Genomic DNA, 17609 nt, shown 5'->3' with positions numbered 1-17609 from the left:
CGCATGCAAATCCTGCTCATCCTCGCGGTCGTCGCGGCCGCCGGTCTCGTCCTCTTCTCGCTCGCACGCGGGCTCATCTATTTCGCGCAGGGCCATCGCGCGGCGATGGACGGCACGGCGCACGAAAATCAGGTGCTGCAGAACAAGATGATGATGGCGCGCGTGAAGTGGCAGGCGATCACGATCATCCTGCTGATCATCATCGGCGTGACCGCGGGCGCGGGCTGAGCGACCCGACCCGGTCTGCTCTTCTCGTGTCGAGCGAAGTCTGGACACGCCGCGGGGCAGCGCACTCGGACAGGTTTCTCGACGTCGCTCGATGCGAACGGATACAATCGGATTCATGGTCAAGCTCAACAAGATCTACACGCGCACCGGCGATGACGGCACGACCGGGCTGGTCGATGGCTCGCGTGTCGCCAAATCGGATCCGCTGATGGCCGCGATCGGCGACGTCGACGAAGCGAACAGCGCGGTCGGCCTCGCCGCCGCGGCACTTGCCGACGGGAACGAGCATGGCAGAATGCTCGTCCGGATCCAGAATGAACTGTTCGATCTTGGCGCCGACCTTGCCACGCCGCCGGACATCCAGTTCGGTTTTGGCCCGCACGAGATGGCGCTGCGCATCGTGCCGAGCCAGATTGCACGGATCGAGGACGAGATCGACCGCATGAACGACGCGCTCGAACCGCTCAGAAGCTTCATCCTGCCTGGCGGGACCGAGGCCGCGGCGCGGCTTCACATCGCGCGCGCGGTGACGCGGCGGGCCGAGCGATCGGCGGTGGCGGCGACCGCCGGCCGCGACCTCAACCCCCTTGCGCTCAACTATCTCAATCGCCTGTCGGACCATCTGTTCGTGATGACGCGCCATATCAACGCGGCGGCGGGCGGCGATATTCTGTGGAAGCCCGGCGCGACGCGCTGATCCATGCCGTTCGACATGGCATTTTGCGCGACCCCTTGACCCCGCGCCCCGAAACCGTAGGGGCATCGCCACGGTTTCAGCGAAAGGGCATATCATGATCGTCGGCGTTATCGGGGCAGGACAAATGGGCGCGGGCATCGCGCAGGTGTCGGCGGGTGCCGGCCATCAGGTGCTGCTTTCGGACATCGATCTGGCGCGCGCCGAAGCCGGCAAGGCGGGCATCGCAAAGGCGCTCGGCCGCCTCGTGGCAAAGGAAAAGATGACACAGGCCGATGCCGACGGGCTGCTTGGCCGCATCGCCCCGGTCGCCGACCATTCGGCGTTCGCGCCGGCCGACCTCGTGGTCGAGGCGGCGACCGAGCGCGAGGAGATCAAGCGCGCGATCTTCGCCAGCGTCGGCCAGCATCTGTCGGCGACCGCGATCCTTGCGAGCAACACCAGTTCGATCCCGATCACGCGCCTTGCGCAGGCGGCGCCCGATCCGGCGCGCTTCATCGGGGTCCATTTCTTCAACCCCGTGCCCGTCATGGGCCTGATCGAACTGATCCGGGGTCTTGCAACCAGCGACGAGACGCTGGCGAAGGTCGAGGCGTATGGCCGCGGGCTCGGCAAGGAAATCGTCCACGCCAATGATGCGCCGGGCTTTATCGTCAACCGTGTGCTGATGCCGCTGATCAACGAGGCGGTCTTTACGCTGGGCGAGGGCGTCGCAACAATGCAGGACATCGACGCCGGCTGTCGCCTCGGCCTCAACCATCCGATGGGTCCGATCACGCTCGCCGACTTTATCGGACTCGACACCTGCCTCGAGATTATCCGCGTGCTGCAAAGCGGAACCGGCGATCCGAAATTCCGCCCCGCGCCGTTGCTCGTCCAATATGTCGAGGCCGGCTGGGTGGGGAAGAAGGCAGGGCGCGGCTTTTACGACTGGACGGGGCCGGAACCCATTCCCACGCGGTGATCCGATCGGAAATCGGCGCGCCGTTCATTTTATGGGTGGACGACCGGTGTGGCTTTGCACAGGGTCGCGCGGGGTCGGCGATCATTGTCTGCGGGGGATATCATGCGTTTGATTTTGGCGGCTGCCACGGCGGCCTTTCTGCTATCCGCGGCGCCCGCCGCGGCGCAAAGCGTCAGCATTGCCGATCCGGCCGTGTTCCGGGCGAAGTTGCAGGCGATGGGCTATGCGCCCGGTCCGTTGACCAAGAAGGACAGCGTTCCGGAGTTCGAAATCGAGGTCGACGGCTTCGGGACGACGCTTCGCATGCAGGGGTGCGACAAGGGCAAGGCCTGCAAATATATCACGCTGGTCGCATCCTATAGCGATATCCTCAACGCGCCCGCGCCGTGGATCCAGCAAATGAACGACGAGTTTGACCTGCTCCGCGTCGGGACCAACGACAGCGGCCAGCTCTACATGTTCGGTGCCTATGTCATCGAAGGGTTGCCGGAGCGCGAGCTGCGGCGGATTCTCGACTTCTGGGCCGCCGATACCAACGAGATCGGGCAGGAAGCGATCAGCAAGGGTTATACCACGCAGAAATGATCCGGGCCCGGCAGACGGAGCCGAACGCCGCGTCGGGCGTTCAAGGTCGGAAGGAGAGCTGCCATGTTACGCCAAGCCGCCATTAGCCTGACCGTTCTTTCGCTCACGATTGGTGCGCCGTCGCTTGCTCAGGAGGGTGCGCCGAAAGACTCGACGATCGAGGGTACCGCAAACACCGTGGCGGAACCCTTCGACGGCAAGGAGGTGCCGCCGAAGCTGCTGGCGGTTCAGGGTGCACCCTATTCGCTTGCGGGCCTCGGCAAATGTTCGGCGATCATCCAGGAAATCACCGAGCTCGACCAGGTTCTTGGTCCCGACGTAAACCAGACGGTCGACAAGAGCCGGGCGAAGAAGCGTGAAGAAACCGCCGGCCGCGTCGCAGGCAGCGTCGCGGGGTCGGTCATTCCCTTTCGCGGCCTGATCGGCGAAGTGACGGGCGCGAATGCCGAGCGTCGCCGCTACGCCGAAGCCGTCTATGCCGGTACGGTGCGGCGCGGCTTTTTGAAGGGTGTCGGGCTGGAGCGCGGCTGCAAGGCACCCGCGCGGCCTTGATAGGGGAGAAATCGATGCAGGTCGCCGATATCCGTTCTTTCACGATCGATGTGCCGCAAGCGGCGCTCGACGATCTGAAAGCCCGGCTCGCGAACGCGCGCTGGCCTGAAAAGGAAACTGTCAAAGATTGGGATCAGGGCGTGCCGCTTGCCTATGCGCAGGAACTGGCGACCTATTGGCGCGACGAGTACGACTGGCGCGGAGTCGAGGCCCAGTTGAACTCGCTTCCGAACTACCTTGCCACCGTCGACGGCCTCGATATCCATTTTCTTCATGTCCGTTCGCCGAAACCCGACGCCCGCCCCCTCGTCCTGACCCATGGCTGGCCGGGATCCGTGCTCGAATTTCTCGACGTCATCGAGCCCCTGTCGGCGGACTATCATCTCGTGATCCCGTCGCTCCCCGGCTACGGCTTTTCCGGCAAGCCGACCGAGGCGAAGTGGAGCGTCGAGCATATTGCGGCGGCATGGGACGCGCTGATGCGCGCGCTCGGCTATGATCGCTACTTTGCGCAGGGCGGCGACTGGGGCAGCGCCGTAACCTGCGCGATCGGCGGCAATCATGGCGATCATTGCGCCGGCATTCACGTCAACATGATCGTCGGCCAGCCCGATCCGGCGACGATGGCCGACCCGACCGACGACGAGAAGACCTATCTCGCCCGGTTCGGCTGGTACCGCGCCAAGGACAATGGCTATTCGACCCAGCAGGCGACGCGGCCGCAGACGGTGGGCTATGCTCTTGCCGATTCTCCGGTCGGTCAGATGTGCTGGATCGCGGAGAAGTTCCACGGCTGGACCGACTGCGGGCATGAACCCGGCGGGCAGTCGGTCGGCGGCCATCCCGAAAAATCGCTGTCAAAGGACGCGATGCTCGACACGATCAGCCTCTATTGGCTCACCAACAGCGCGGCGTCATCGGCGCGCCTCTACTGGCACAGTTTCGCGCAATTCGGCTTCGGCGAAATTCATGTTCCGACCGGATGCAGCCTCTTTCCGAACGAGATCATGCGCCTGTCGCGCCGCTGGGCGGAGGGTCGGTACAAGAATATCGTCTATTGGAACGCGCTGCCCCGCGGCGGGCATTTCGCCGCCTGGGAACAGCCCGACCTGTTCGTCGGCGAAGTGCGCGCGGCGCTGGCCGAGATGAGCCTGTAGCGGCGTATAGACGACGCGGCAGACTCCATTGTCGCGCTCGGATCAATAGCCCGATCGGACGCAAAGCACGTCGGCCAGATATTCGCGGCCGGCGACCGTTTCCATATGTTCGCGCGCCGACCCGTTCCAGCCGACCGAACGGCACCATGTGTCTGCGGTGCGCGCCGCGCAACTGGCCGTCGCCGCGCCGCCGCTGCACGCGAGGACGCGGTAATTGCCCGTAGCAGGCTGGGTATGGAACTCGGCAAAATTCCCGCGGGCGACCTGATCGTTCGCCGGCGGCCGCGGATTCCATCCCCCGTCACCGCCGCCTGATCCGACCGGTCGGATCGACTGGATCGTCAGGCCGCGCAGGATGTTGTTCAGCATCGGCGTGTCGCGGTCGACGATGCGGCAGGCGCCACGATGGCGCGTCTTTTCGCAAAGCTCCCATCGTCCGTTCGCGACGCGCACCGAATTGACCGGCCAGGCAAGACCGAGGTTGGGCTTGGCTTCTCCGACGAAGACGGCCGGCCCCTTGTAGGCCGCGTCCCGATAGATCGTGGCTTCGGGCGGGCGGTATGATCGGTCTTCGCCCGTCTGGGCGCTCGACGTGGCGAGAAGGCTCGCCCCCATCGATATCGCGGCGGCGGCCAGGATCGACAGACGATAAGCGGCTTTCATGTCAGCCTCCCTCTTCAGCGAAACGCGACCCGGGGATTCGTTCTGTTCCGGGGGCTTACGCTATGAGCGAGCGGCTTGCAAATTCTCACATCTGGTATTGCCGGCGCGATGCTCAGGGTGCCTTTGCCGGGGCCGCAGCAGGCGCCTCTCCGGGTGCAGCTGGCGGTGCCGGAATGGCCTTCGGGATCGCGTCGGGGCCGAGGGTTGGCGACGGGGCCGCGGGCGGCGCGATGCCGAGCATCAGTCCCGCAAGCGCGGCGGACATCAGGTTCGACAGGCTGCCGGCGAGCAGCGCTTTCAGTCCAAGCTTTGCGATCATCGGGCGCTGGTTCGGGGCGAGGCCGCCGGTCACCGCCATCTGGATCGCGATCGAGCTGAAATTGGCAAAGCCGCACAGCGCAAAGGTCGCGATCGCGATCGAGGCGGGTGACAAGCCGGTTTGCACCTTGCCGAGATCGATGAAGGCAACGAATTCGTTGAGGACGATCTTGGTCCCGAACAGGCCGCCGACCGCGGCGCTTTCATCCCACGGAACCCCCATCAGCCACATCACCGGGCGGAAGATGGTGCCGATGATCGCCTGGAAAGACAGATCGGGATAGCCGAACCAGCCGCCGACTCCGGCCAGCAGCCCGTTGGCGAGCGCGACGAGCGCGACGAACGCCAGCACCATCGCGCCGACCGCGACCGCGAGCCGAACGCCGGTCTGCGCGCCCTGCGCCGCCGCCATGATGATGTTCGCCGGCTTTTCCTCGTCGTGGCTGGCTTCGGGCATGATCACGGGTTCGATGCCGAGATCCTTGGGGTCGTCGGGCATCATGATCTTGGCCATCAGGATGCCGCCGGGCGCCGACATGAAGCTGGCGGCGAGCAGATAGGGCAGCAATTGCTCGCCGATCATGCTTGCATAGGCGCCGAGGATCGTTCCCGCGACGCCCGCCATGCCGACGGTCATCACGGTGAAGAGCTGCGACGGTGTCAGACTCGCGAGATAGGGCCGGATGACGAGCGGGCTTTCGCTCTGGCCGACGAAGATGTTCGCCGCGGCACCGAGACTCTCGACCTTGGTGATGCCCGTGATCTTCTGGATGGCACCGCCGACCCATTTGATCACGACCTGCATGATGCCGAGATAGTAAAGGATCGAGATCATCGAGGCGAAGAAGATGATGACGGGCAACGCCGCAATCGCAAAGCTGTGCCCCCCCATCTCGGGGGTCGCGAGCGGACCGAAGATGAAATCGGTGCCGGCCTTTGCATAGCCGAGCAGGTTCGAAACGCCGCTCGACATTCCTTGGATGACGCTGCGGCCCCAGGGGGTGCCCAGCACGAGCAGCGCAAAGCCCGCCTGGAGGAGGAAGGCCGGAATGACGACCCGCAGGCGGATCCAGCGCCGGTTCGATGAAAAGAGAATGGCAATCGCAAGCAATGCGACGATGCCCAGCAAGCCGATAAGTCGTTCCATAATGTCTATGCGTCCCCGCAAGTTTATTGCGCCTGTCTAACGGCCTTTGGCGGCGGGGCAAGCCCGTGCCGATGCGACATCTTTCCAGCCGCTGTAAAAGCGATTAAGCGGCGCCGATGGAAAAAAGCTCTTCGCGCGTGATTGCGCCCTCGTTGCTGCTGTTCGCGATCCTTTATGGTGGCATGGTTCCGCTTGGCGGCTTTCTCGGTTCAAAGCAGGTGGCACTCGGTTCGCTTGCGGTCGAAGCCGGGATTTTTCCGTTTTTGACGCTGATTGCGATCTCCAGCGGCATTGCCGAACTGCACGGGCGCAGCGTCGCGGACCGGCTGGTCCGGCTGGGGTTCATTCCGCTTATCCTCGCGATTCTCCTGACCCTGTTCGTGCTCCAGCTTCCGACCGATGCCGGTATGTATGAACCGGCGAAGGAAGCCTTTCCGATCATCGTCGGTCAAAGCTGGCGGATGATGGCGGCGGGCATCCTCGCCTATGGCGTGTCGGTCAGCCTCAATGTCTGGATCTTTTCGCGGATGACCGCGAACAACGGCCGGCTGCTGCCGCTGCGCGGCTTCATCGCCGCGGCGCTCAGCCAGATCATCGATACGCTGATCTTCATTACCGTGAGCTTCTATGGCGTGCGCCCGATTGGGGATTTGATGCTTGGGCAGATGCTCGCCAAGGTCGTGTTGTCGGCGGTGATGGTGCCGCTGCTCGTGATGGCGGTGGTCGCGATCGGCCGCAAGCTTGACGCGACCGAAGCCGGATGACGCCCGTGACCGACCCGTCGAAAATGCCCGATCTGCTCGCGAAGGCGGAAACGCTTGTCGAAGCGCTGCCCTATCTGCAGCGCTACGCGGGCGAGACCTTCGTCATCAAATATGGCGGCCATGCGATGGGCGATCCCGAGGCGCAGCGCGACTTCGCCGAGGACGTCGTCCTGCTGAAAGCCGTCGGTATCAATCCGGTTGTCGTCCATGGCGGTGGCCCGCAGATCGGACGGATGCTGAAACAGCTCGGGATCGAATCGACGTTCGTCGGCGGGCTTCGCGTCACCGATGCCGCGACCGCCGAGGTCGCCGAGATGGTGCTGGCGGGCAAGATCAACAAGGAAATCGTGAGCTGGATCGCGAGCCTTGGCGGAAGGGCCGTCGGCATTTCGGGCAAGGACGCCAATCTGGTGCTCGCCCAAAAGGTCAACCGCTCCGAACCCGATCCCAACTCCGGGATCGAGCGCCATGTCGACCTCGGCTTCGTCGGCGAACCGGTTGCGGTCGATCCCACGATCCTGCGGAATCTGTCGGGCGACAATTTCATTCCGATCGTGGCGCCCGTCGCGCTTGGCGCCGATGGTGCGACCTATAATATCAACGCCGACACGATGGCCGGGGCGATCGCCGGAGCATTGGGGGCGAAGCGGTTCTTTCTGCTCACCGACGTCGCGGGGGTGCTGGACAAATCGGGCGCGTTGCTCACCGATCTCGATCGGGTCGCGATCGACGCGCTCAAGGCTGACGCGACGATCACCGGCGGGATGATTCCCAAGGTCGAGACCTGCGTCGCCGCCGTCGATGCGGGGGTCGAGGCGGCGGTCATCCTCGACGGGCGCATCCCCCATGCGATGCTGCTCGAAATTTTCACCGCACGGGGTGCGGGGACGCTGATTCATCGCTAAGACTGGCGCCTCGACCTTCTGGCTGGAGACCTTCCTTGTATTTCATGCTTCTCGATATCCTGATGATCCTCCTCAATATCCTTTGGTGGATCATCATCGTGCAGGCGGTGATGTCGTGGCTGATCGCCTTCAACGTCATCAACACCCACAATGACTTCGTCGGTCAGCTCTGGTATGTGCTCGACCGGATCACCGAGCCGCTCTATCGCCCGTTCCGGCGCATCATGCCCGATTTCGGCGGGCTCGACCTGACGCCGATGGTCGTCCTGATCCTGCTTATCATCATGCAGCAGGCAGTCATGCCCTATCTCTATCGCCTCGGAATGCAGGCCGGGGTCGCGTGACGCAATGGCCGGGGAGATGACCGCCACCGCCCGCGTGATCGATGGCAAGGCTTTCGCGGCCGGGCTGCGTGCGCGCATCGGCGACGCCGTTCCCGCCTTTGCGGCCGCGACGGGGCGTGTTCCGGGCCTCGCGGTCGTGCTGGTCGGCGACGATCCGGCGAGTGCGGTCTATGTCGGATCGAAGGGCAAGGCGACCATCGCTGCCGGTATGGCGAGCTTTGAACATCGCTTGCCCGCCAGCGCCACGCAGGACGAGGTGGAGGCGCTGCTTGCGCGGCTCAACGCCGACGAGGCGGTCGACGGCATCCTGCTGCAACTGCCGCTTCCGGTCCACCTGGACGAGCAGCGCGCGGTTGCGACGATCGATCCGGGCAAGGATGTCGACGGGTTGACGCCGGTCAGCGCCGGCCGCCTCGCCCTGGGCATTCCGGGGATGGTGCCCTGTACGCCTTATGGGTGCCTGTTGTTGCTGCAGGATCGGCTCGGGGATCTGTCCGGCAAGGATGCGGTGGTGATCGGCCGTTCTATCCTCGTGGGCAAGCCGATGGCCGCCCTGCTGGTCGGTGCCAATGCCACCGTCACGATCGCGCACAGCCGCACGACGGATCTGCCCGATCTCGTCCGCCGCGCCGACATCGTCGTCGCTGCGGTCGGTCGGCCCGAAATGATCAAGGGGGACTGGATCAAGCCCGGCGCGGTCGTGATCGACGTCGGGATCAACCGACTGCCGCCCGCGGATGGCGCCGCGAAGGGCCGGCTTGTCGGCGACGTCGATTATGCCGCGGCGGCCGCCGTCGCCGATGCGATCACGCCGGTACCCGGCGGCGTTGGCCCGATGACCATCGCCTGCCTGCTTCGCAACACGCTCGTCGCGGCGTATCGCCGCGCGGGGCTCGCCGATCCGGAAGGATTCTGAATGCGCCTGCTTTTCGCTGTCGCCGCCCTCTCGCTCATCGCCGGCTGCGCGCAGGGGCCCGATCCGCGCAAGCGTCCGCTTGCCGCAAATCCGAGCGCCTATATCGCCGCGGAGATCGCCTTTGCCCGGCTGGCGCAGGAAAAGGGGCAGTGGACCGCCTTTCGCGAAACGGCAGCGCCGGAGGCTGTGATGTTCGTGCCGCAGCGCGTCAAGGCGCGCGACTGGCTGAAATCGCAGAAGGATCCCGCCGAAGCGGTGAAATGGCAACCGCACGCGGTGTATGTGAGCTGCGACGGCAACAGCGGTGCGACAACCGGTGCCTGGCAAAAGGGCGGAGCGAACGGCTATTTCACCACCGTCTGGATGCGCGATCCGATGAGCGGCAAGATCAACTGGGTCCTCGATCATGGCGACGGGTTGACGACGGCGCGCGCCGCACCGGACTTCATCGAATCAAGCCAGGCGAAGTGCGGGTCGCGCCCCGCCGTGCCGATCGAGGCCGGCGAAGAGGGTGACGATATGGCGGTCGGGCTGTCGGGGGACCAGACGCTGAGCTGGACATCGACCGTGCACCCTGACCGTTCGCGCCGCGTGACCGTTCGCCTGTGGGACGGCAAGACGATGAAGACCGTCATCGACAATGCCGTGGCCGCGCCGGCGCCATGATGGACCTTTTCATCTCGGCTTTCGTGACGCTGTTCGTCGTCATCGACCCGCCGGGCTGTGCGCCGATCTATGCGAGCCTGACGACGGGCGCGAACGCCGAGCAACGGCGATCGATGGCGATCCGCGCGACCCTGATCGCCGGCTTCATCCTGATCTTTTTCGCGATGTTCGGCGAAGCGCTGCTCAGCTTTCTCCATATCGACCTCGACAGCTTCCGGATCGCGGGGGGCATCATGTTGTTCGTGATCGCGATCGACATGGTGTTCGAGAAACGCACCGAACGGCGCGAGCAGCGCGCCGAAAAGGTGAAGGCGACGCCCGAGGTCGAGGATGTGTCGGTCTTTCCGATGGCGATGCCGATGCTGGCGGGGCCGGGGTCGATCGCATCCGTCATGCTGCTCGTCGCGCAGAACAACGGCATCGACCGTGCGCTGGTGATCTTTGCCGCGCTGCTGGTCGTCCTGTTGCTCACGCTTGCCGCGCTGTTGCTGGCCGGACCGTTCATGCGGCTGATCGGCAACAAGGGCGAAGCGGTGATCACGCGCCTGCTCGGCGTGCTGCTCGCGGCGCTGGCGGCGCAGTTCGTGATCGACGGCCTGAAAGCGAGTTTCCCCAGCCTCGCCTGATCGCGCGTTCGCCAGAACGAAAGAGGCGCCGCCTTCCGGCGACGCCCCTCGATCCACGGGAATGGACCTCGTAAAGCTGCTTATTGCGCGGCGTTGACGTCGTTCTGCGTGACCGGTGCGATGCGGATTTCGACGCGGCGGTTGCACTGATAGTCCGCCTCGCTGCGTTCGGGCGTACATTTGAGCTGTGATTCGCCGTATCCGAGCGTCGCCATGCGCGCGCGGTTGATGCCGCGGCCGGCAAGATAATCGGCGACCGACGCGGCACGGCGTTCCGACAGACCCTGATTATACGTGTCGCTGCCGGTCGAATCGGTGTGCCCATAAACGTCGATATAGGTGCTGGGATATTCGGACAGCGTCGAGGCGACGCTATCGAGCGCGCTGCGAAACTGCGATTTCACGAGCGCACTGTTATAGTCGAAGGTCACGTCGCCCGGCATGTTGAGAACAAGCTGGTCGCCCTGGCGTTCGACATCGATGCCGGTGCCGGCCGTGCGTTCGCGCAGCTTCTTTTCCTGCTGGTCCATATAATATCCGACGCCCGCACCTGCGACCGCACCTATGCCCGCGCCGAGGATTTTCTCCGTCCGGTCGCGCCGTCCGCCGACGAGATCGCCGAGCAGATAGCCGCCGAGAGCGCCGCCGATGCCGCCGATCGCGGCCTTCGAAATCGTCTGCTTGCCCGTCTCGGGGTCGGTGACGCAGCCGGTCAGCGCCATGGCGCCGATGCTGGCGAGGGCGGTGAGCTTGATCGTCTTGCTATTCATTCTATCGCTCCCTTTACCGGGCGGCCGGACTGGTCCTGCCGATGCCGCCGTCATGCCGATAACATATTGGCCGCCCTTGTGGTTCCATTCAACGCCTGAACGCCGCCTGAGCGTCGTCGTCGGTCGCCATTGTGCATCGCACGCCCTTTCGCCTATAGGATTCGCATGACCGAAGCTGACAGGGGCCGGGCGTATTCGCGCCGCATGACCGCCCGATGACCCCTTTTCCCTGGTCCGACGTTGCGATCATCGCCGTCCTGATCCTGTTGAACGGTGCGTTCGCGCTGTCCGAACTGGCCATCGTGTCGGCGCGTGGCCCGCGTCTGCAGGCCGCCGAAAAGCGCGGCAGCCGCGGTGCGAAGATCGCACGCCAGCTCGCCGCCGATCCGGGGCGCTTTCTGTCGACGGTGCAAGTCGGCATCACGCTGATCGGGATCATCGCCGGCGCCTATTCGGGCGCCAGCCTCGGCGGCCCGGTCGCCGAACGGCTGGAGGCGTGGTTCGGGATCGATCCCGAGAATGCGCAGGGCGCGGGCTTTGCGGTCGTGATCGCGCTGACCACCTATTTCTCGCTGATCGCGGGCGAACTGGTGCCGAAGCAGTTCGCGCTGCGGGCGCCCGAACCGATCGCGATCGTGATGGCCGTGCCGATGTACTGGCTGTCGCGCATCGCGGCACCGCTTGTCTGGTTGCTCGACAACAGTTCGGCGCTTGTCTTTCGCCTGTTCGGCCTCAACCGCGAGTCCGAAGACCGGGTGACCGCCGAGGAGCTTCACCTGATCGTCGCCGAAGCGTCGAAGTCGGGCGTGATCGAGGAAAGCGAGCGCGCGATCATTTCGGGCGTCGTGCGGCTTGCCGACCGGCCGGTTCGCGAAGTGATGACGCCGCGCATCGATGTCGACTGGATCGATATCGCGTCGGACGCCGACGCGGTGCGGGCAAAGCTCCTCGACACGCCGCACACCCGGCTGCCGGTGGCGCGCGGATCGGTGGACGATATCGTCGGCGTGGTGCAGGCGCGCGACATCGCCGGCGCGCTGTTTCGCGGCGAGACGCTCAGCCTCGAGAAGCTGACGCGCTCGGCCAAGGTCATCCACGATCAGGTCGATGCGATGGATGCGCTTGAAAACCTGCGCGCGGCAGAGATTCCGATGCTGCTGGTCCATGATGAATATGGCCATTTCGAAGGGCTGGTCACACCGGCCGACCTGCTGTCGGCGATCGCGGGCGAGTTTGCGTCGGACCAGGATATCGGCAGCGAACCGTTCGTTACCGAGCGCGAAGACGGCAGCCTGCTGATCGCCGGATCGATGCCCGCCGACCAGATGGCCGATCGGCTGGGGATCGAACTGGGCGACGACCGCGACTATGCGACGGCGGCGGGCCACGCGCTGGCAATCCTGAAGCATCTGCCGACCGAAGGGGAAAAGTTCACCGACAGGGGCTGGATGTTCGAGATCGTCGATATGGACGGCCGCAAGATCGACAAGCTGCTGGTGAGCGAAGTGCGCAAGCCGAAGGATGAGGCGGACGAGTGATGCGAGCCGCCGCGGCTTAAAGCCACAAAAGTCCCGCGTGCGCGCGTTCAAAATGTGTCCTTTGTGGCTTTAAGCGGCGCTGCGTCCTCGCGCAGCGCCGAGCGGACGATGTCCATGTCGGGGCCGCCGCTGACGTCGATCGCCCCGCCGCGCAGGATTCGGACGGTGGTGACGCCGTTGATCGCGCGATCCATCGCATAGTCGAATTGACGCATACGGCCCATCGACAGGGCGCGGTCCCAAGCGGCCGCGAAGCTGCCCGCACCGGGACGTTCGCGGAGGCGGTAGGCCGAACGACGGCCCATGCCGATTGCCTTCGCAGCTTGTCCGACCGAGCCCATCGCCTCAAGCGCGCGGATGAAATTGGCCTGGGTATCGGGCGCCCAGCCGTCGGCGCGATGGCGCTGTCGGGGTACGGGGGTGAAAGCGAGGCAGGTGCCGGCGAGCAGCGAAGCGGGCGGGATGCTGTGTTCCATCCACCAATAGGGAGCATGGCCGGATAATGTAGGAAAGGGGTTTTCGGCTATGGTCGGCTTTGGGGTGGGAGGCGGACGCTCTGGCTTTTTAAAATCCGGAAACGGGAGACTATCCAGCGTTCGACTGCAAGGTGTCGACAAACACCCATAGGTTCCTCGCCGCGATCAAACCGCAAATGGCCACAGCAATCCAAAATCCGCGCGGATCGGACGCCCGAATAAGACTGGATTTTCCAAACGAATATGGAAACCTGTCCGCCCGAAAAGCAGAAATCCCCACGCTCATCGGGGCCATGAAAAGGCAAAATTTACCAACGATGCGGAACCCGAATAGCCACGTCGCAACCCCCAACGCGATCAGTGTAAACGCAGTTGGCAAATTCTCGCGAGAGATGATTGAGGAAGCGAACACCGACCTAGATTAGCGTCCTTTCGGACGTCCGCAACCGGTCGATTGCTGTCAATGCATCCGGATCGGGGGCGAATGGTGGGCACGGGATAGTGTGCGGCCTTTCCCCCTTCGTCATCCCGGATCAAGTCCCGGATGACGACAAGGAAAATCCTCCCCATCGCTGCGCCACAGGGAGGATATGATCGCCGGCAAACGGTCGAAGCCGGCCGCTATAGCTCGCCGCCGAGTGCCCCATATTTCGCTTCGAACCCGGCCTTGTCGCCGCGGGCAAGATAGCCCGCCTGGTCGACGATCGCGTCGCGCGCGATGCGGCCCTGGAAGGCGCCGAGTTGCGGGTCGATGGCCGCGACGTCGGCATCGGTCCAGTCGGCGATCTGCCGGAAGCTGGTGACGCCGAGGCCGTTCAGCAGCGCCACCATCTTGGGGCCAACGCCCTTCAGCAGTTGCAGATTGTCCGCCTTGGCGGCCGGAGCAGGGACGGGTTCGGGCGCAGGCGGCGGAGCGGTCGGTTCCTCGGGCACGACAATCGCGGACTCGGAGGTCGGCGCGGGCTCGGGAGCCGGCGCAGGCTCGGTCTGTGGAGCGGGTTCGGGTGTCGCGGGAGGCGGGGTTTCCGCGACCGGTGCGGCCGGAACGGTCGGCTCTTCCGGAAGGTCGGCGACCGGTTCCGGCGTGGGCTCGGACGTCGGGGCGGGTGCTGGTTCAGGTTCGGGCGGCGGGGGCGCGTCTGCCACCGGCTTCGGTGTCGGGGCGGGCGGCGGCGTGGCGGCGACGGGCGCGGGTGCCGGCTCTTTCGGTTTGAAGCGCGCGGGCTCGGCGGCGATGATCTCGGGCTTTACCGCTTCGAGCGGCTTGCGCGGCTCGGCCGCCGGCGCGACCGGGGTTTCGAACTCCTGCGGCGTTTTGCGGCCAAGGAGCCACCATAGCAGAACGACCGCGACGACGAGGCCGACGACCGCGATGATCCAATTGTCCTGAAGCCACGCCATGTTGATCTCCCTGTCTTGCGGTCAGCCTATGCGGCAGCGTCATTCGCGTCCAGCCGCCGTCTTTCATTATTTGTCATTCCGGCGAAGCCCGGAGTCTCGACCACGCCATCGACCGCACCGGGGGGATCCCGGCTTTCGCCGGGATAACGGATTCAGGCTATTTCCCCTCGCGCGCGACTTCGCGCCAGCCGATGTCGCGGCGGCAGAAGCCGGTGGGGAAATCGAGCTTGTCCACCGCGGCATAGGCCCGCGCCTGCACCTCGGTGACCGTCTTGCCCGTCGCGGTCACGTTCAGCACCCGGCCCCCCGCGGCGACGATCCGGCCGTCTTCGCGCGCGGTGCCGGCATGGAAGACGCGCACGCCGCCCGCCTCGGCATCGGCGATGCGCCGGATCGCGCCACCCTTTTCGGGCGTTCCGGGGTAGCCGTTCGCGGCCATCACGACGGTGAGCGCATAGTCGTGTGAAAAAGCGGGGGTCGGGGCACCGGCAAGATTGCCGGTGGCGGCGGCATGGAGCAGCGCCGCGAAGTCGCCCCTGAAGCGCATCATCAGCACCTGGCATTCGGGATCGCCGAAACGGCAATTATACTCGATCAGTTTCGGGCCGTCATCGGTCAGCATCAGTCCGGCGAAGAGGACGCCGATATAAGGCGTTTCTTCGGCGGCGAGGGTGGCGACGGTCGGCCGGATGATGCGGTCCATGACCTGCGCCTCGATCCCGGCGGTCAGCACCGGTGCGGGGCTGTAGGCGCCCATGCCGCCAGTGTTCGGGCCGGTGTCGCCGTCGCCGACGCGCTTGTGGTCCTGCGCGCTGCCGAAGGCGATGACGTCGGTGCCGTCGGAGAGCGCGAAGAAGCTCGCTTCCTCGCCTGTCATATATTCCTCGATCACCACTTCGGCACCGGCGTTGCCAAAGGCGCCGTCGAACATGTCCGCGATCGCGGCGTCGGCGTCCTCGCGCGTCTCGGCGATGATCACGCCCTTGCCCGCGGCAAGGCCGTCGGCCTTGATCACGACGGGGATCGAAAATCCGTCGAGAACCGCCAGCGCCTCTTCCGCGCTGGTGCAGCGGACATAGGCGGCGGTCGGGATGCCGGCGCGGGCGCAAAGATCCTTGGTGAAGCCTTTCGATCCTTCCAGCCGGGCCGCGGCGGCGCCCGGGCCAAAGGTCGCTATGCCCATGTCGCGCAGCCGGTCGGCAAGCCCGGCGACGAGCGGTGCTTCGGGGCCGACGACGACGAAGTCGATGGCATGCGCGCGAACGAACGCGATCAGCCCGTCCAGATCGTCGATGGCGACGGGGACGCATTCGGCGTAAAGTTCGATCCCCGGATTGCCCGGCGCGGCATAGAGCTTGGCGCAGCTTGGCGATTGTGCCAACTGCCAGCTCAGCGCATGTTCGCGGCCGCCCGACCCGATGAGCAGGATATTCATGACAGTCCCTTTTCCCGATCCGGCGTCCGACGATGGCACCGAAGCGCGGCTGTTAGCCGAGGCGGCGCCCGGCGACAATGTCGGTCGGTCGCCATCCGGCGACGGGGCGCCCGCGCTGTCGGTCAGCCAATTGTCGGCGGCGATCAGGCGGGCGGTCGAAGACGGCTTTGCGCGCGTCCGCGTGCGCGGCGAGCTGTCGGGCGCGAAGCGCGCGGCGTCCGGGCATTTCTATGCGGCGCTGAAGGACGACAACGCGCTGATCGACATGGTGATGTGGAAGGGACAGGCGGCACGCCTCGCGTTCCGGCCCGAGGACGGGATCGAAGTGATCGCGACCGGCAAGCTGACCACCTATCCCGGCCGTTCGAAGTACCAGCTCGTCGTCGAAACGCTCGAGGTCGCGGGCGAAGGCGCGCTGATGCTGCTGTTCGAAAAGCTGAAGGCGCGGCTGGGCGATGAAGGACTGTTCGATCGGGGGCGCAAGCAGCCGCTGCCCTATCTGCCGCAGGTGATCGGTGTCGTGACCTCGCCGACCGGGGCGGTGATCCGCGATATTCTGCATCGCCTGGCCGATCGCTGCCCGACGCGGGTGATCGTCTGGCCGGTGCTGGTGCAGGGCGAGGGCGCGGCGGCGCAGGTCGCGAAGGCCGTGCGCGGGTTCGACGCGATCGCGCCCGGCGGGCCGGTGCCGCGCCCAGACCTTGTCATCGTCGCGCGCGGCGGCGGCTCGATCGAGGATTTGTGGGCGTTCAACGAAGAGGTCGTCGTGCGTGCGATCGCCGAATGCCGCATCCCGACGATCAGCGCCGTGGGGCATGAAACCGACGTGACGCTCGCCGACTATGTCGCCGATGTCCGCGCGCCGACCCCGACCGCCGCCGCCGAAATGGCGGTGCCGGTGCGCGCCGAGTTGCAGGCGCAGCTCGCGACCTGGGGCGCCCGGATCATCGGCGCGGCGAACCGGCAGCAGGCGCTGGCCGGCGAGCGGCTGGCGGCGCTGGCGCGTCACCTGCCGAAGCGCGAGGCGCTCTATGCGCCGCAACGCCAGCGGCTTGACGAGCAGGGCGACCGGATCGACCGCGCGCAGCGGCAGCGGCTCGCCGTCGTTGCCGAGCGGTTGGCGACGCGGTCGGGGGCGTTGCGACCGGTGCTGCTCGCGCGGCGTTGGGACCGGGATCGCGCGCGGCTCGAAGGGCTGGGACGCCTGCTCGGTTCGCTCGATCCGCGGGCGCTTCTGTCGCGGGGCTATGCAATGGTGCGCGATGCCGGGGGCGCAATCGTCACCACCGCCGCGAAAGCGAGGGCGGCCAGCGATCTCAGGCTGCAGTTCGCCGATGGCGAGGTGCCGGTTGAGGTTGCCGGAAGCGATGCGACGCCGTCAACGATCGCTGCGAAACCGCTGCGCAAGGCGCCGCCGGGTGCGCCGGGCCGGGGGCAGGGCGAGCTCTTTTGACCGCAGC

20 protein-coding genes are annotated in these 17609 nt (G+C 65.6%); 14 read left to right on the top strand and 6 right to left on the bottom strand.

The window, feature by feature from the left end:
• Positions 1-3: 3 nt before the first annotated feature.
• From JNM03_RS06530 to JNM03_RS06505, 6 genes are all read left to right on the top strand, one after another.
• A complete protein-coding gene (locus JNM03_RS06530) occupies positions 4-228 on the top strand; it encodes an HIG1 domain-containing protein (protein WP_294035461.1) in 225 nt (74 codons plus the stop codon).
• 115 nt (positions 229-343) lie between these two features.
• Positions 344-925 carry a cob(I)yrinic acid a,c-diamide adenosyltransferase gene (locus JNM03_RS06525; protein WP_294035647.1) on the top strand — a complete coding sequence of 194 codons (582 nt, stop codon included), beginning with the start codon at positions 344-346 and terminating at the stop codon, positions 923-925.
• 94 nt (positions 926-1019) lie between these two features.
• Positions 1020-1886 carry a 3-hydroxyacyl-CoA dehydrogenase NAD-binding domain-containing protein gene (locus JNM03_RS06520; protein WP_294035459.1) on the top strand — a complete coding sequence of 289 codons (867 nt, stop codon included), beginning with the start codon at positions 1020-1022 and terminating at the stop codon, positions 1884-1886.
• 102 nt (positions 1887-1988) lie between these two features.
• A complete protein-coding gene (locus tag JNM03_RS06515) occupies positions 1989-2471 on the top strand; it encodes a hypothetical protein (RefSeq protein WP_294035457.1) in 483 nt (160 codons plus the stop codon).
• Positions 2472-2534: 63 nt separating this feature from the next.
• Positions 2535-3023 carry a hypothetical protein gene (locus tag JNM03_RS06510; RefSeq protein ID WP_294035456.1) on the top strand — a complete coding sequence of 163 codons (489 nt, stop codon included), beginning with the start codon at positions 2535-2537 and terminating at the stop codon, positions 3021-3023.
• 14 nt (positions 3024-3037) lie between these two features.
• Complete coding sequence (locus tag JNM03_RS06505; RefSeq protein ID WP_294035455.1) at positions 3038-4180, top strand: epoxide hydrolase family protein; 1143 nt, start codon at positions 3038-3040, stop codon at positions 4178-4180.
• A gap of 42 nt (positions 4181-4222) precedes the next feature.
• Here JNM03_RS06505 and JNM03_RS06500 read toward each other — a convergent pair whose 3' ends face one another.
• Positions 4223-4843 (bottom strand): hypothetical protein, encoded by a 621-nt coding sequence (locus tag JNM03_RS06500; RefSeq protein WP_294035454.1) that lies wholly within the window; start codon positions 4841-4843, stop codon positions 4223-4225.
• 112 nt (positions 4844-4955) lie between these two features.
• Entirely contained in the window at positions 4956-6308 is a 1353-nt protein-coding gene (locus JNM03_RS06495) for a NupC/NupG family nucleoside CNT transporter (protein WP_294035452.1), read from the bottom strand.
• 116 nt (positions 6309-6424) lie between these two features.
• On the opposite strand from JNM03_RS06495, the gene JNM03_RS06490 reads away from it, so the two are divergent.
• From JNM03_RS06490 to JNM03_RS06465, 6 genes are read left to right on the top strand one after another with little or no spacing between them, the layout of a single operon-like run.
• Positions 6425-7072 (top strand): queuosine precursor transporter, encoded by a 648-nt coding sequence (locus JNM03_RS06490; RefSeq protein ID WP_294035450.1) that lies wholly within the window; start codon positions 6425-6427, stop codon positions 7070-7072.
• Positions 7069-7977 carry an acetylglutamate kinase gene (gene argB / locus JNM03_RS06485; RefSeq protein ID WP_294035448.1) on the top strand — a complete coding sequence of 303 codons (909 nt, stop codon included), beginning with the start codon at positions 7069-7071 and terminating at the stop codon, positions 7975-7977. The genes JNM03_RS06490 and argB overlap by 4 nt, the downstream gene beginning before the upstream one ends.
• Before the next feature lie 44 nt (positions 7978-8021).
• Positions 8022-8321: a YggT family protein gene (locus tag JNM03_RS06480; protein ID WP_294035645.1), complete on the top strand. Its 300-nt coding sequence runs from the start codon at positions 8022-8024 to the stop codon at positions 8319-8321.
• Positions 8322-8337: 16 nt separating this feature from the next.
• On the top strand, positions 8338-9237 hold the full coding sequence (gene folD, locus JNM03_RS06475) for a bifunctional methylenetetrahydrofolate dehydrogenase/methenyltetrahydrofolate cyclohydrolase FolD (RefSeq protein WP_294035446.1): 900 nt from the start codon (positions 8338-8340) through the stop codon (positions 9235-9237).
• Positions 9238-9903, top strand: a complete 666-nt coding sequence (locus JNM03_RS06470; RefSeq protein ID WP_294035444.1) for a hypothetical protein — start codon at positions 9238-9240, stop codon at positions 9901-9903.
• The gene (locus JNM03_RS06465) at positions 9900-10529 is read left to right on the top strand and encodes a MarC family protein (RefSeq protein WP_294035442.1); all 630 of its coding nucleotides are present in this window, start codon (positions 9900-9902) and stop codon (positions 10527-10529) included. The genes JNM03_RS06470 and JNM03_RS06465 overlap by 4 nt, the downstream gene beginning before the upstream one ends.
• Positions 10530-10609: 80 nt before the next feature.
• Here the strand turns inward: JNM03_RS06465 and JNM03_RS06460 are convergent, their stop codons facing one another.
• Entirely contained in the window at positions 10610-11299 is a 690-nt protein-coding gene (locus JNM03_RS06460) for an OmpA family protein (protein ID WP_294035440.1), read from the bottom strand.
• A gap of 215 nt (positions 11300-11514) precedes the next feature.
• Here JNM03_RS06460 and JNM03_RS06455 point away from each other — a divergent pair, with 215 nt between their 5' ends.
• Entirely contained in the window at positions 11515-12837 is a 1323-nt protein-coding gene (locus JNM03_RS06455; RefSeq protein WP_294035438.1) for a hemolysin family protein, read from the top strand.
• A 47-nt stretch (positions 12838-12884) separates the two neighbouring features.
• Here the strand turns inward: JNM03_RS06455 and JNM03_RS06450 are convergent, their stop codons facing one another.
• The 3 genes from JNM03_RS06450 to purD all read right to left on the bottom strand — a co-directional run bounded on the left by JNM03_RS06450 (position 12885) and on the right by purD (position 16149).
• Positions 12885-13313, bottom strand: coding sequence for a hypothetical protein (locus JNM03_RS06450; RefSeq protein ID WP_294035437.1), 429 nt, complete (start codon positions 13311-13313; stop codon positions 12885-12887).
• Positions 13314-13934: 621 nt separating this feature from the next.
• Entirely contained in the window at positions 13935-14714 is a 780-nt protein-coding gene (locus JNM03_RS06445; RefSeq protein WP_294035436.1) for a hypothetical protein, read from the bottom strand.
• 157 nt (positions 14715-14871) lie between these two features.
• A complete protein-coding gene (gene purD, locus JNM03_RS06440) occupies positions 14872-16149 on the bottom strand; it encodes a phosphoribosylamine--glycine ligase (protein WP_294035434.1) in 1278 nt (425 codons plus the stop codon).
• On the opposite strand from purD, the gene xseA reads away from it, so the two are divergent.
• Positions 16148-17602, top strand: a complete 1455-nt coding sequence (gene xseA / locus JNM03_RS06435) for an exodeoxyribonuclease VII large subunit (RefSeq protein WP_294035432.1) — start codon at positions 16148-16150, stop codon at positions 17600-17602. The two genes, purD and xseA, sit on opposite strands and share 2 nt — an antisense overlap.
• Positions 17603-17609: the final 7 nt, after the last annotated feature.

The organism is Sphingopyxis sp., from assembly GCF_016793825.1.
In the GTDB taxonomy this organism is placed as follows: domain Bacteria; phylum Pseudomonadota; class Alphaproteobacteria; order Sphingomonadales; family Sphingomonadaceae; genus Sphingopyxis.
Note: the sequence above shows the minus strand (reverse complement) of the source record. Positions and strands in the feature narration are given on the sequence as shown.

Coding starts and splice junctions, on each gene's coding strand:
- JNM03_RS06530 (WP_294035461.1), top strand. CDS start 4: ATGCAAATCCTGCTCATCCTCGCGGTCGTCGCGGCCGCCGGTCTCGTC.
- JNM03_RS06525 (WP_294035647.1), top strand. CDS start 344: ATGGTCAAGCTCAACAAGATCTACACGCGCACCGGCGATGACGGCACG.
- JNM03_RS06520 (WP_294035459.1), top strand. CDS start 1,020: ATGATCGTCGGCGTTATCGGGGCAGGACAAATGGGCGCGGGCATCGCG.
- JNM03_RS06515 (WP_294035457.1), top strand. CDS start 1,989: ATGCGTTTGATTTTGGCGGCTGCCACGGCGGCCTTTCTGCTATCCGCG.
- JNM03_RS06510 (WP_294035456.1), top strand. CDS start 2,535: ATGTTACGCCAAGCCGCCATTAGCCTGACCGTTCTTTCGCTCACGATT.
- JNM03_RS06505 (WP_294035455.1), top strand. CDS start 3,038: ATGCAGGTCGCCGATATCCGTTCTTTCACGATCGATGTGCCGCAAGCG.
- JNM03_RS06500 (WP_294035454.1), bottom strand. CDS start 4,843: ATGAAAGCCGCTTATCGTCTGTCGATCCTGGCCGCCGCCGCGATATCG.
- JNM03_RS06495 (WP_294035452.1), bottom strand. CDS start 6,308: ATGGAACGACTTATCGGCTTGCTGGGCATCGTCGCATTGCTTGCGATT.
- JNM03_RS06490 (WP_294035450.1), top strand. CDS start 6,425: ATGGAAAAAAGCTCTTCGCGCGTGATTGCGCCCTCGTTGCTGCTGTTC.
- argB (WP_294035448.1), top strand. CDS start 7,069: ATGACGCCCGTGACCGACCCGTCGAAAATGCCCGATCTGCTCGCGAAG.
- JNM03_RS06480 (WP_294035645.1), top strand. CDS start 8,022: ATGCTTCTCGATATCCTGATGATCCTCCTCAATATCCTTTGGTGGATC.
- folD (WP_294035446.1), top strand. CDS start 8,338: ATGACCGCCACCGCCCGCGTGATCGATGGCAAGGCTTTCGCGGCCGGG.
- JNM03_RS06470 (WP_294035444.1), top strand. CDS start 9,238: ATGCGCCTGCTTTTCGCTGTCGCCGCCCTCTCGCTCATCGCCGGCTGC.
- JNM03_RS06465 (WP_294035442.1), top strand. CDS start 9,900: ATGATGGACCTTTTCATCTCGGCTTTCGTGACGCTGTTCGTCGTCATC.
- JNM03_RS06460 (WP_294035440.1), bottom strand. CDS start 11,299: ATGAATAGCAAGACGATCAAGCTCACCGCCCTCGCCAGCATCGGCGCC.
- JNM03_RS06455 (WP_294035438.1), top strand. CDS start 11,515: ATGACCCCTTTTCCCTGGTCCGACGTTGCGATCATCGCCGTCCTGATC.
- JNM03_RS06450 (WP_294035437.1), bottom strand. CDS start 13,313: ATGGAACACAGCATCCCGCCCGCTTCGCTGCTCGCCGGCACCTGCCTC.
- JNM03_RS06445 (WP_294035436.1), bottom strand. CDS start 14,714: ATGGCGTGGCTTCAGGACAATTGGATCATCGCGGTCGTCGGCCTCGTC.
- xseA (WP_294035432.1), top strand. CDS start 16,148: ATGACAGTCCCTTTTCCCGATCCGGCGTCCGACGATGGCACCGAAGCG.
- purD (WP_294035434.1), bottom strand. CDS start 16,149: ATGAATATCCTGCTCATCGGGTCGGGCGGCCGCGAACATGCGCTGAGC.